Origin of the sequence: Nocardia sp. CA-128927 (assembly GCF_050955855.1) — a bacterium.
Classification (GTDB): domain Bacteria; phylum Actinomycetota; class Actinomycetes; order Mycobacteriales; family Mycobacteriaceae; genus Nocardia.
In genome coordinates this window covers 9,689,079-9,701,760 of sequence record NZ_CP192087.1, presented here as the reverse complement: position 1 = coordinate 9,701,760, position 12,682 = coordinate 9,689,079, and the positions used below count along the sequence as shown (strand labels likewise).

Here is a 12,682-nt window from a genome sequence, read left to right as displayed (position 1 = left end):
AGCAAGGAAAACAGACACCTAGGAAAGAAAGATGCCCCCCAAGAAGAAGAAGCTCGCCGGGATCATCAAGCTTCAGATCCAGGCCGGCCAGGCGAACCCCGCCCCTCCGGTGGGTCCGGCGCTCGGTCAGCACGGCGTGAACATCATGGAGTTCTGCAAGGCGTACAACGCCGCGACCGAGTCGCAGCGTGGCAACGTCATCCCGGTCGAGATCTCGGTCTACGAAGACCGCTCGTTCGACTTCAAGCTGAAGACCCCGCCCGCCGCTCGGCTGCTGCTCAAGGCCGCCGGTGTGCAGAAGGGTTCGGCTGAGCCGCACAAGACCAAGGTCGCGAAGATCACCATGGACCAGGTCCGGGAGATCGCCAAGACCAAGGCCGAAGATCTGAACGCGACCGATATCGATCAGGCGGCGAAGATCATCGCGGGTACTGCTCGCTCGATGGGAATCACCGTCGAAGGCTGAGCGAATCCGCTCACGGTGGGAGGGCCGGCCAGGCCCGATAACCACGGCTGAACCAGACAACTAAGGACAGAGAATCATGGCAAAACGAAGCAAGGCGTATCTCGCCGCGGCCGAGAAGGTCGATCGCGACGCGCTCTACTCCCCGCTCGCCGCAGCGCGGCTGGCCAAGGAGACCGCGACCACCAAGACCGACGCGACCGTCGAGGTCGCCGTCCGTCTCGGCGTCGATCCCCGCAAGGCGGACCAGATGGTTCGTGGCACGGTCAACCTGCCGCACGGCACCGGTAAGACCGCCCGCGTCATCGTGTTCGCGGCCGGCGAGAAGGCCGCTGAGGCCGAAGCCGCCGGTGCGGACGCCGTCGGCGCCGAGGACCTGATCGAGCGGATCCAGGGCGGCTGGCTCGAATTCGACGCCGCGATCGCCACCCCGGACCAGATGGCCAAGGTCGGCCGGATCGCGCGTGTCCTCGGACCGCGTGGCCTGATGCCGAACCCGAAGACGGGCACGGTCACCAACGACGTGACCAAGGCCGTCAACGAGATCAAGGGCGGAAAGATCAACTTCCGCGTCGACAAGCAGGCCAACCTGCACTTCGTCATCGGCAAGGCCTCCTTCGCCGATGCCGCGCTGGTGGAGAACTACGGTGCCGCGCTGGAGGAGATCCTGCGTGTGAAGCCGTCGACCGCCAAGGGCCGCTACGTCAAGAAGGTGACGGTTTCGACGAACACCGGACCGGGCATCCCGGTGGACCCGAACCGCACCCGCAACCTCCTCGACGAGGATGCGTCTTAAGTAGCACCTGAGCACGTCCGGATGGGCGGGAACGCGAATCGCGTTCCCGCCCATCCGCGTTTGCGGGGCGGACTATTTCCACACGTGGCATCGTTGGCCATGACGTGACGGTTGTCCTGCTCATCTCCGGAAGCACCCGCGGTGCTTCGACCAATTCCGCCGCCTTGCGCACGGTTCAGACGCTCGCCGCCGACGGCGTCGACGCGCGGTGGTTCGACGGTCTCGCCGCACTGCCCGCCTTCAACCCGGACGACGACGGCACCGGGCATCCGTCGGTTCTCGCACTGCGCGAACAGCTTTCGCAGGCCGACGCGGTGCTGTTCTGCACCCCGGAATACGCGGGCACGCTGCCGGGCAGCCTGAAGAACCTGTTGGACTGGACCGTCGGCAATGCCGATCTCTATGAGAAGCCGACCGCCTGGATCAACGTAGCCGCACCGGGCCGTGGCGAAGGCGCCGCCGCGACGTTGGCCCTCGTCCTCGGTTACGTGGGCGCGGATGTGGACCCCGACAGCTGCGCCCGGCTGCCGGTCGGCCGCGAAGAGATCGGACCGGACGGCCTCGTCACCACCGCCGAATTCCGCAGTGGCGCAACCGAAGCATTGAACAAGCTGGTGGCCAGGGTTTCCGCCTGACCCGGCTAAGGCCGGGACCCACGGGTCCCGGCCCTGTCAGCCGACCGGGGCGGTCAGTCGGCCGAGTCCTGCTGGGGTTCCGCCTCTTTGCGCCAGCCGAGCAGCACCGACTCGCCTTCCGGCACGCCCCACGGCAGGAACATCGCCACCACGATCGCGCACACCACCACCGCGGCCGCCGCGACGAGCGACGCGGCATGCGAGCCCTCCAGTGCGGCTGTTTTCATGGCGACGATGAGGTTCTCGCGCTGGCTCTCGAAGAACTGGGGGAGCGGGCGCTTGCGGATCTCCAGCACGCTGAGCGGACTGGATTTCACCAGCCCCTTCTCGTTCTCGTTCATCAAGTTCGCGGGCAGCGCGTCGATCCGCGGCGCGATCCTGGTCGTGTAGTACGACGCCACGATCGAGCCGAGCACCGCGACGCCGAGGGTGCCGCCGATCTCGCGGGTGGTGTCGTTGACCGCGGACCCCGCGCCCGCCTCGTTGAGCGGGAGCGAACCCATGATCGATTCGGTAGCCGGTCCCTGCACGATGCCGACGCCGAGCGCCATGAACACCATGGCGGGCAGCACGTCGGTGACATACGGACTGTCCACCGTCACCTGACCGCCCAGATACAGCCCGAGCCCGGTGCTCAACAGGCCGGTCACGATGACCGGCGTCGGCCCGAATCGCTGCGCGAGCAGGGTGGCAATAGGCGCGCCGATGGCCACCGAGAACGCGAAAGGCAATGAGGCGATACCGAATTCGAGCGGCGTGTATTCCCGCACCCCTTGGAAATACTGGGTGATGAGGAATAGGAAGCCGAACATCGAGAAGTAGCAGATCGCAATCGACAAGGCGGGCATCGAGAATCGCCGATTGCGGAACAGCGTCATATCGAGAATCGGTGCGGGCGTGCGCAATTCCCAGATGACGAACGCGATAACCAGCGCGATGCCGAGCCCGCCGGTGCCGAGCGTGGTGCCGGAGAGCCAGCCGAAGCGGGGCGCCTCGATGATGGACCAGACCACCAGCGTGATGCCCGCGATGGACAGCCCGATGCCGGGCAGATCGAGCTTGCCGACGTGCGAGGAGCGCGATTCGGGCACCCAGAGCAGGGTGGCGACGAGCGCGACGAGCGCCAGCGGCACATTGATCCAGAAGACCGAGTGCCAGGTGAAGTGCGCCAGCAGCCAGCCGCCGGAGATCGGGCCGATCGCGATGGCGAAGCCTGCCATCGCGGTCCACGCGGCGATGGCGAGGGCCCGCTCGCGTTTGTCGTGGAAGATGTTGATGATCAGCGCGAGGGTGGCCGGGAAGACGGCCGCGGCGAATACGCCCATCGCGGCGCGCGCGGCGATCACGCCGCCCATCGAACCGGACAGCGCGCCCGCGACCGACATGGCGCCGACGCCGACCAAGCCGACCATCATGATCCGGCGCCGGCCGAGGCGGTCGCCGAGGTTGCCGAAGGCGAGCAACAAGCCCGCGAAGGTGAGGGTGTACGCGTCGACGACCCATTGCAGGCCAGTGACGCCGGTGCGCAGCTGCACTCCGATCGAGGGCAGTGCCACGTTCACGATGGTGTTGTCCAGGACGACTAGCAGCTCGGCGAGGCAGATCACGGCCAAGGCGAGAAAGCGCTGGTTACGTCGTTCCAACAGCACTGGTGAATCGACTATGGAGGTTGCCATAGTTCAGCAGTCAAACAGTAACTGTCACTGTTGGTAACAGCTTCAAGCCGCGATCTCGGCCACATCTATGGGTGAAATGTGACTCGCGACACATCGAATCGGGCGCTGAATGGTCCCAATTCGCTTCAGGCGCACCCCGTTTTGGCAGTTGGGGGGTGGTCCGGGTACATTGGACAACAGTTATCGACTTGTTCGATTCCTACCCAATCCGTTCTACCGAAGACCGTTGGTCGTCGAGCCCGCATGGGTTCGGTCGAAGGTCCGGCGACATTGCCGGCGGCCCACGCAGGGAGAACCGAGGCCGTCACGTTTATGTGCGCCCCGGAACGCCTTGCGTCCGGGGCGTTTGTTTTGTCGCCGTCCCCTGATCGGTAGCTCGTTTCGAAACCGACCATCAGAGAGGAGGCGAAGTATGGCAAAACCCGAGAAGGTCACTGCGGTCGAAGAGATCGCGGAGCAGTTCAAGAGTTCGACTGCCACCGTTGTCACGGAATACCGTGGTCTTTCGGTCGGCAAGCTGACCGAACTGCGTCGCGCGCTCGGCGCCGAAGCCACGTACTCCGTCGCCAAGAACACCCTGGTCAAGCGCGCTGCCGCCGAGGCGGGCGTGCAGGGCCTGGACGACTTGTTCGTCGGACCGACCGCGATCACCTTCATCAGTGGTGAGCCGGTTACCGCAGCAAAGACCCTCAAGACCTTCGCTAAGGAAAACAAGGCGCTCATCATCAAGGGCGGCTACATGGACGGCGCACCGCTGTCCGTGTCCGAGGTCGAGAAGATCGCCGACCTGGAGTCCCGCGAGGTCCTGCTGGCCAAGCTGGCCGGTGCGATGAAGGGCAACATGGCGAAGGCCGCCGGTCTGTTCAACGCTCCCGCGTCGCAGGTGGCTCGCCTTGCCGCCGCGCTCGTGGAGAAGAAGCAGGCCGAAGCCGGTGGCGAAACCGCCGCTGCCGCTGCCGCTGAATAACCCCATGCGGGTGATTCGCGCGCGGCTCGCCCTCATAGACAACAACTACCGAAAGGAACAACATCATGGCCAACGTTGACGAACTGCTGGAGACCTTCGGCAACATGACCCTGCTCGAGCTGTCGGACTTCGTCAAGAAGTTCGAAGAGAAGTTCGAGGTCACCGCCGCTGCTCCGGTCGCCGTCGCCGGTCCGGCCGGCCCGGGCGCCGTTGCGGACGCCGTCGAGGAGCAGGACGAGTTCGACGTCATCCTCGAGGGTGCGGGCGACAAGAAGATCCAGGTCATCAAGGTGGTCCGTGAGATCGTCTCCGGCCTGGGCCTGAAGGAAGCCAAGGACCTCGTCGAGGGCGCGCCGAAGGCCATCCTGGAGAAGGTTGCCAAGGATGCCGCCGAGGCTGCCAAGGCGAAGCTGGAAGATGCCGGCGCCAAGGTCTCGGTCAAGTAATTCCCGACCGAATCGCCGACGGGTGGTCCCCTTTTTGGGGGCCGCCCGTTTGCTATTTGCGGCGACCTGCACCAACAATCCGGAAATAGCGAATGAAACGGGGTTACTCTTCAGTCAGGTAGGGGTGTGCGCCGTCTCGCTCTTGGGATACAGTGGCCCGACCCACTGTGGCGTGACACACCGCGAGACCGAGCACGCGGTTAGCTGGTGGGCAGCTCGCTGAGAAATTGTGGAGGTTGGCGTGGGCGTCGAGGTCAGAACCGAAGGCATTACCAAGTCCTTCGGATCCCAGCGAATTTGGCAGGATGTATCCCTTACCTTGCCGACCGGCGAGGTCAGCGCATTGCTCGGCCCGTCGGGTACGGGTAAGTCCGTCTTTCTGAAGTCGCTGATCGGCCTGCTGCGCCCGGAGCGCGGCTCGATCTTTGTCGGCGACACCGATATCACCACCTGCTCCAACAAGGAGCTCTACGAGATCCGCAAGCTCTTCGGCGTGCTGTTCCAGGACGGCGCGCTGTTCGGCTCGATGAACCTCTTCGACAACGTCGCGTTCCCGCTTCGTGAACACACGAAGAAGTCGGAATCCGACATTCGCAAGATCGTCATGGAGAAGCTGGAGCTGACCGGTCTGCTCGGGGCCGAAGGCAAGCTGCCCGGTGAGATCTCCGGCGGTATGCGCAAGCGCGCCGGGCTGGCCCGCGCCCTGGTGCTCGACCCGCAGATCATCCTCGTCGACGAGCCGGACTCCGGCCTCGACCCGGTGCGCACCGCCTACATCAGCCAGCTGCTGATCGACATCAACGCGCAGATCGACGCCACCATTCTGATCGTCACGCACAACATCAACCTGGCCCGCACCGTGCCGGACAACATCGGCATGATGTTCCGTCGCCAGCTGGTCATGTTCGGCCCGCGCGAGGTGCTGCTGACTTCCGACGAGCCGGTGGTCAAGCAGTTCCTCAACGGCCGCATGCAGGGCCCGATCGGCATGTCCGAGGAGAAGGACGAAGCCCAAATGGCGCGCGAGCAAGCGATGTTCGACGGCGGCCATCACCACGGCGGCGCCGAAGAGGTCGAGGGCATCATCCCGCAGATGCAGGCGACCCCCGGCATGCCGGTTCGCCAGGCCGTGAACCGCCGCAAGGAGCGGGTCCGCGAGATCATGCACACCCTGCCGCACGCGGCGCAGACCGCGATTCGTGAATCACTTGATCAGAACGACAAGACGCAGGTGCTCGCGTACAACAACAGCGACCAGGGCGGTTACCAGGGCGCCACGTACGAGACCATCACTCGACACAACACAACTAACGGGTAACATCTGCGATCGTGAATTCCTCCCTGGCGCGATTGCGGACTCCACTGGAGTCGGGGTTCGGCCAGGTCGGCAACATCTTTGCGCTGTTCGTAGACGTGCTGCGCAAGACGTTTCGTCGGCCTTTCGAGTGGCGGGAGTTCATCGAGCAGTCGTGGTTCATCGCGAGTGTCTCGATCCTGCCCAGTGCACTGGTCGCAATCCCCTTCGGCGCGGTCGTCGCGCTGCAGACCGGCTCGTTGATCAAACAGCTCGGTGCCGAATCCTTCACCGGCGCAACGAGTGTGCTCGCCACCGTGCAGCAGGCGGCGCCGATCGTCACGGCGTTGATCATCGCGGGCGCGGCCGGTTCGGCGGTCGCCGCCGACCTCGGCTCACGCACCATCCGTGAGGAGATCGACGCGCTGGAAGTACTCGGCGTCGATCCGGTGCGCAAGCTGGTGGTGCCGCGCGTGCTCGGCATGACGGTGGTGGCTCTGCTGCTGAACGGCCTGGTCTCGGTGGTCGGCATCGCGGGCGGTTACTTCTTCAACGTGCTGCTGCAGGGCGGTACGCCCGGCGCGTACCTCGCGTCGTTCTCCGCCCTCGCGCAGCTGCCGGACCTGTGGATCGGCGAGTTCAAGGCGCTGGTGTTCGGTCTGATAGCCGGTGTGATCGCCTCGTATAAGGGGCTGCACCCCAAGGGTGGCCCGAAGGGAGTTGGTGAAGCGGTGAACCAGTCCGTGGTGATCACGTTCTTGGTGCTGTTCTTCGTGAACCTCATCCTCACCCTGGTGTACCTGCAGGTCGTCCCGTCCAAGGGCGCCTGACCGGTGGCCACCCAGTACCGCAACCCTGCTCTCGCCAAGTCACTGCGCCAGGCGCGGAATGTCGTTCGCGCACCGATGAAGGTGATCGATCGGGCCGGCGAGCAGATGTCGTTCTACTCGCGCGCGATCGCCTGGATCCCGCGCACCGCGGTGCGGTACCGCAAGGAGGTCATGCGGCTGCTCGCCGAGGTGACCTTCGGCAGCGGCGCGCTCGCGGTGATCGGCGGCACCATCGGCGTCATCGTGTTCATGTCCGGCTCGGTCGGCGTGGTCGTCGGCCTGCAGGGCTTCAAGGCGTTGGACGCGCTGGGCAGCTCCGTGCTCACCGGCTTCCTCACCGCCTACATCAACACCCGCGAAATCGCGCCGCTGGTTGCGGCTTTGGCGCTGTCGGCGACGGTCGGCTGTGGTTTCACCGCGCAGCTCGGCGCCATGCGGATCTCCGAGGAGATCGACGCGCTCGAGGTGATGGCGGTGCCCGGCGTGCCGTTCCTGGTCACCACCCGGGTGATCGCCGGCTTCCTCGCGGTGATCCCGCTGTACATCGTCGGCCTGCTCGGCACGTTCCTGGCCTCGCGGATGATCAGCATCTGGTTCAACGGGCAGTCCAGCGGGTCCTACGACCACTACTTCAGCCTGTTCCTACCACCTGAGGACGTGCTCTATTCGTTCCTGAAGGTGCTGGTGTTCGCGTTCGTGATCATCATGGTGCACTGCTACTACGGCTTCCACGCCACCGGCGGACCGGCCGGCGTCGGCGTCGCGGTCGGCCGCGCGGTGCGTGCCGCGATCGTGTTGGTGAACGTGCTCGATTTCTTCCTGAGCCTTGCCATTTGGGGAACCACCACGACTGTGCGAGTGGCCGGATGACCCGGGGTGTGCAGGCTTGGCGTTCGACCGAGCGGCTGCGCATCCGGGTCCTCGGTATCGCGTTCTTCGTGGTGGTCGCGCTGTTCCTGGCGACGACCATCGCGATCTACAACAAGGCCTTCGTGAAGACGGTCGACGTCGACCTGGTCACCGACAGCGTCGGCAACGCGCTCACCAAGAACGCGGACGTGAAGGTGCGCGGCATCACCGTCGGTGACGTGCGGTCGAGCATCTCCGAGAACGGCAAGGTGACACTGCATCTCGCCATCCAGCCGGACAAGGCCGACCAGATCCCCGCCAACGCGACCGCGCGGCTGCTGCCGAAGACGCTGTTCGGCGAGCGGTACGTGGATCTGATGATCCCCGCCGATCGCAGCGCGAACCACCTGACCAACGGCGTGACGCTGCAACAGGACAAGAGCGGCAACGCGATCGAACTGAGCAAGCTGCTCGACGACCTGATGCCGCTGCTGCAGGCGATTCCGCCGCAGGACCTCGCCGCCACGCTCGGTGCGCTGTCCCAGGCGCTGTCCGGTCAGGGTCTCGCGCTCGGCGAGAGTGTGGACAAGCTGGACAACATCTTCCGTCAGGTCAACGGCGTGCTGCCGGACCTGCAGGAGGACCTGCGCAGCTTCGCCGAGGTGGCCGCCACCTACGCCGACGCCGCGCCGCAGCTGGTCACCGCGCTGGACAACCTGCGAACCACCAATGCGACCATCGTGCAACGACGTTGGGACATCGACTCGCTGTACGCGGTGCTGACGCCCGCTTCGTCCGACAGCGCCGACTTCCTGGTTGCCAACCGGGACAACATCATCGACCTGTCCGCCGACTCGCGCCCGCTGCTGGAGCAGCTGGCCACCTACTCGCCGACCTTCCCGTGCGTGATGGCCAACTTCGCTCAGCTCAAGCCGCGCATCGACGAGATCCTCGGCAAGGGCACCGAGCGGCCGGGCACCCGGGTGACCATCGAGCTGACCAACCCGCGCGGCAAGTACCTGCCGAACCAGGACGAGCCGCGGTGGCTGGATGACCGTGGGCCGTGGTGCATTCCGGAGAGGCCGCTCAATGTCGACCCCGGTCAGTACACCGGCGGCGCGAACAACGACGGCTCCTACGCGGTGCCCAGCCGCAACCCCGGCGACCTGGAAACGGGCAAGCTGTCGCCGCCGCAATTCGGCGTCTACCCGGCGGGCCATGTCGCGACCATCGCGGGCTCGCCGATGGAGCAGCAGTCGCTCGGCGCGATCTACGGTGCCGCGTCCGGTGTTTCGCCCGATCAGGTGCCGGGCTGGGTGACCAGGGCCGGCGCGCCCGCGTTCCGTGGCAGCGAGGTGAGCGTTCGATGAAGCAGCAACTGCGTGGCCTCGGCGGCCCACTCACCAAGCTGATCATCTTCGTGGTCGTGACGATATTCGCGACCACGGTGCTCGCGCTGTCCATCGCCAACTACAGCGGCGACGGCACCAAGTTCAAGGCCCGGTTCACCGACGTCACCTCGTTGAACAAGGGTGACGAGGTGCGCGTCGCTGGTGTGCGGATCGGCAAGGTCACCAACATCGCGATCGTCGACAAGCGCCTTGCCGAGGTGAGTTTCGAACTCACCGAACGGAATTGGCTGCCCGCCTCGACCACCGCGAGCATCCGCTACCGCAACCTGGTCGGCCAGCGCTACATCGCGCTCGAGCAAGGCACCGGCGAGCAGGGCCGAAAGCTGAACGGGGGCGGCACCATTCCGCTGGAGCGGACCAATCCGGCGCTCAACCTCACCACGCTGTTCAACGGCTTCCGGCCGCTGTTCCGCACGCTGACAGCCGACGACGTGAACAAGCTCTCCTTCGAGATCATCCAGGTCTTCCAGGGCGAGCAGGGCACCATCCACGACCTGGTGGCCACCACCGCGAGCCTGACCAACAAGATCGCGGACAAGGACGCGGTGATCGGCGAACTGGTCCGCAACCTGACCGCGGTGCTCGACACGGTCAACCAGCGTGACGACCAGTTCGACCAGCTCATCGTCAATACCGAGGCGCTGGTCAGCGGGCTGTCCGCGGAACGCGACACGATCGGCCGCTCGGTCACCTCGCTCGGCAACCTGGCCTCGGCCACCGCCGACCTGCTGGTCCCGGTGCGCCCGACGCTGCAGGGCTCGATCGCCGGACTGAGCCAGCTCACCGGCACCATGAACGAGCGCAAGGACGATGTGAACGAGGTCCTGCACAACCTGCCGATCAAGATGGAAAAGCTCGGCCGGGTAGGCAGCTACGGCTCCTGGTTCCAGTTCTATCTGTGCGGCATCGACATCGTCGTCGGCCCGGGCACGGCGGACGCACCGAACCTGAACCTGCCCGCCGGACTGCCGACCATCAACCAGCCGATCTACACCAACGCCGCGCCGCGCTGCTCCGGGAAGGCCCGCTGATGGACGACCGGATTCTGCTCGGACGCCGCAGCCCCGTCTTCATGGGCGTGCTCGGCCTGGCCATGGTGCTGCTGGTGACGCTGTCGGCGTTCTTCCTGGACCGGCTGCCGATCATCGGCGCGGGCACCAAGTACACCGCCGAATTCTCCGAGGCCGCGGGCCTGAAGAAGGGCAACGAAGTTCGCATCGCGGGCGTGAAGGTCGGTTCGGTGTCCGACGTGAAGCTCGAGGGCGCCAAGGTGCTCGTCGACTTCCGCACGCAGGACGCCTGGGTCGGCAGCGAGACCACCGCCTCGATCCAGATCAAGACCGTGCTCGGCCAGAAGTACCTGGCGCTGGACCCGAAGGGCTCCCGCGCGGCCGACCCCGCCACTCGGATTCCGTTGTCGCGCACCGTCGCTCCGTACGACGTGGTGGACGCCTTCACCGACGCGGCGAAGAACATCGACCAGATCGACACCGCGCAACTGGCCACCAGCATGCGGGTGCTCTCCGACGCGTTCGCGACCACGCCGCCGGAGCTGCGCGGCTCGATCGACGGCGTCGCCCGCCTGTCGGAGACGCTGGCCAAGCGGGACGAGGAGCTGAAGAAGCTGTTCGCCGCGACCAGGCAGACCACCACCGTGCTCGCCGACCGCAATGCCGAGTTCGAGCGGTTGCTCGCCAACGGCGGACAGCTGCTCGCCGAGCTCAACATTCGGCAGCAATCCATCGCGCAGCTGCTCTCCGGAGCCAAGACGGTCTCCGCGGAGCTCACCGCGCTGGTGCACGACAACGAGCAGCAGATCGGCCCGGCGCTGAAGAACCTGCGCGGCGCGATCGATCTGCTGAATGCCAACCAGCAGAACATCTCCAAGACCTTGGAGCTGGCGGCCCCGTTCTACGGGATCTACGCCAGCGTGCTCGGCACCGGCCGCTGGTTCGACGCGGTGATCGTCAACCTGATCCCGCCCGCGCTGCCGGACATCCCCGGCGCCCGTCCGCCGATCCGCAACATGGAAGGTAACTGACATGGCGGGCCGGCTGCAGGCGCTACGGAACTCCGGGCGCGGCACCAAGATCACCATCGCGCTCGTCGTGGTGGTGGCGCTGGTCGCCGCCGGGGTGCTGTGGTGGACGGTCGATCGACTGACCACCACCAAGATCACCGCCTACTTCGATCGTTCGGTCGGCATCTACGAGGGCTCCGACGTGCGGGTGCTCGGCGTGCCGGTGGGCCGGGTGGAGTCGGTCGAGCCGCAGGGCGATCAGGTCAAGATCGTGATGAGCGTCGATCGCTCCTACGACGTGCCCGAGGCCGCGCGGGCCGCGCAGATCACGCCGTCGATTGTGTCCGACCGCTACATCCAGCTGACCCCGGTCTACACCGGCGGGCCGAAAATGCCACGCACCGCGACCATTCCGCGGGACCGCACGGTCACCCCGGTCGAGGTGGACCAGCTGTACAAGAGCATCACCGAGCTCTCGGATGCGTTGGGCCCCAACGGCGCCAACAAAGAGGGCGCGGTCAACGACCTGGTACGCACGGGCGCGGCGAATCTGGACGGCAACGGCGAGGCACTCGGCAACAGCCTCACCCAGCTGTCCAAGGCGGCCAAGTACCTGTCCGACGCGCGCGGCGACATCTTCGACACCGTGAAGAACCTGCAGAGCTTCGTCGCCATGCTGGCCAAGAACGACGCGCAGGTGCGCCAGTTCAACACCCAGCTCGCCGATCTCTCCAGCTTCCTGGCGAGCGAACGCAGCGATCTCGGCGCCGCGCTGAACCTGCTGTCGGTCGCGCTCGGCGACGTCGCCCGGTTCATCGACAACAACCGAGACCTGATCGCCAGCAATGCCGAAGGCCTGGTCACGCTCACCAAGACGCTGGCCGATCAGCGCGACGACCTGGCCGCCGCGCTGCCGGTGCTGCCGCTGGCACTCAGCAACCTGATCAACGTGCACAACGCCGAATCCGGCACCCTCGACATGCGCGCCAACTTCACCGACCTGCAGGACCCGTTCGGTGTCATGTGCAGGCTGATCGACGTATCCAAGCTGCGGCCGGGCGACCCCCAGTTCGACGCGATCGGCAGGCAGATGCGCCCGATCCTGGACCACTGCAAGGAGATCTCCGACCAGATCACCGCCGGGGTGAAGACGCCGACGCTGATCCTGCCGTTCGGCATCCTCAGCGGCGAGAACGAGCAGCGCGCTCCGGTGCCCGGCACCGTGCCGGGCACCCCGTCGGACCGGACTCCGCCGTCGCAGGGAGGTGAGCGGTGAGTAACCGAATCCGTTCTG

General features: G+C 65.8%; 13 protein-coding genes. 12 read left to right on the top strand and 1 reads right to left on the bottom strand.

The window, feature by feature from the left end; all coding sequences use genetic code 11:
* Positions 1–31: 31 nt before the first annotated feature.
* The 3 genes from rplK to ACQPW1_RS44875 all read left to right on the top strand — a co-directional run bounded on the left by rplK (position 32) and on the right by ACQPW1_RS44875 (position 1,894).
* Positions 32–466 (top strand): 50S ribosomal protein L11, encoded by a 435-nt coding sequence (gene rplK, locus ACQPW1_RS44885; protein WP_396991275.1) that lies wholly within the window; start codon positions 32–34, stop codon positions 464–466.
* 76 nt (positions 467–542) lie between these two features.
* Complete coding sequence (rplA, locus tag ACQPW1_RS44880) at positions 543–1,259, top strand: 50S ribosomal protein L1 (protein ID WP_433659722.1); 717 nt, start codon at positions 543–545, stop codon at positions 1,257–1,259.
* 104 nt (positions 1,260–1,363) lie between these two features.
* Positions 1,364–1,894: an NADPH-dependent FMN reductase gene (locus ACQPW1_RS44875; RefSeq protein WP_433659720.1), complete on the top strand. Its 531-nt coding sequence runs from the start codon at positions 1,364–1,366 to the stop codon at positions 1,892–1,894.
* A 53-nt stretch (positions 1,895–1,947) separates the two neighbouring features.
* Here the strand turns inward: ACQPW1_RS44875 and ACQPW1_RS44870 are convergent, their stop codons facing one another.
* A complete protein-coding gene (locus ACQPW1_RS44870) occupies positions 1,948–3,570 on the bottom strand; it encodes an MFS transporter (protein ID WP_433659718.1) in 1,623 nt (540 codons plus the stop codon).
* A 412-nt stretch (positions 3,571–3,982) separates the two neighbouring features.
* On the opposite strand from ACQPW1_RS44870, the gene rplJ reads away from it, so the two are divergent.
* From rplJ to ACQPW1_RS44825, 9 genes are all read left to right on the top strand, one after another.
* Positions 3,983–4,537, top strand: coding sequence for a 50S ribosomal protein L10 (rplJ, locus tag ACQPW1_RS44865; RefSeq protein ID WP_433659716.1), 555 nt, complete (start codon positions 3,983–3,985; stop codon positions 4,535–4,537).
* A 65-nt stretch (positions 4,538–4,602) separates the two neighbouring features.
* Complete coding sequence (rplL, locus tag ACQPW1_RS44860) at positions 4,603–4,983, top strand: 50S ribosomal protein L7/L12 (protein ID WP_364723436.1); 381 nt, start codon at positions 4,603–4,605, stop codon at positions 4,981–4,983.
* Between the two features lie 241 nt (positions 4,984–5,224).
* Positions 5,225–6,301, top strand: a complete 1,077-nt coding sequence (locus tag ACQPW1_RS44855; protein ID WP_433659714.1) for an ABC transporter ATP-binding protein — start codon at positions 5,225–5,227, stop codon at positions 6,299–6,301.
* A gap of 11 nt (positions 6,302–6,312) precedes the next feature.
* Positions 6,313–7,107 carry an MlaE family ABC transporter permease gene (locus ACQPW1_RS44850; protein WP_433659712.1) on the top strand — a complete coding sequence of 265 codons (795 nt, stop codon included), beginning with the start codon at positions 6,313–6,315 and terminating at the stop codon, positions 7,105–7,107.
* Between the two features lie 75 nt (positions 7,108–7,182).
* A complete protein-coding gene (locus tag ACQPW1_RS44845) occupies positions 7,183–7,977 on the top strand; it encodes an MlaE family ABC transporter permease (protein WP_433665518.1) in 795 nt (264 codons plus the stop codon).
* Positions 7,974–9,326: an MCE family protein gene (locus ACQPW1_RS44840; RefSeq protein WP_433659710.1), complete on the top strand. Its 1,353-nt coding sequence runs from the start codon at positions 7,974–7,976 to the stop codon at positions 9,324–9,326. Before ACQPW1_RS44845 ends, ACQPW1_RS44840 begins: the two co-directional genes overlap by 4 nt.
* Positions 9,323–10,399, top strand: a complete 1,077-nt coding sequence (locus ACQPW1_RS44835; protein WP_433659708.1) for an MCE family protein — start codon at positions 9,323–9,325, stop codon at positions 10,397–10,399. The genes ACQPW1_RS44840 and ACQPW1_RS44835 overlap by 4 nt, the downstream gene beginning before the upstream one ends.
* A complete protein-coding gene (locus ACQPW1_RS44830) occupies positions 10,399–11,409 on the top strand; it encodes an MCE family protein (protein WP_433659706.1) in 1,011 nt (336 codons plus the stop codon). The genes ACQPW1_RS44835 and ACQPW1_RS44830 overlap by 1 nt, the downstream gene beginning before the upstream one ends.
* A 1-nt stretch (position 11,410) precedes the next feature.
* Entirely contained in the window at positions 11,411–12,664 is a 1,254-nt protein-coding gene (locus ACQPW1_RS44825; protein ID WP_433659705.1) for an MCE family protein, read from the top strand.
* The last annotated feature ends 18 nt before the right edge of the window (positions 12,665–12,682 follow it).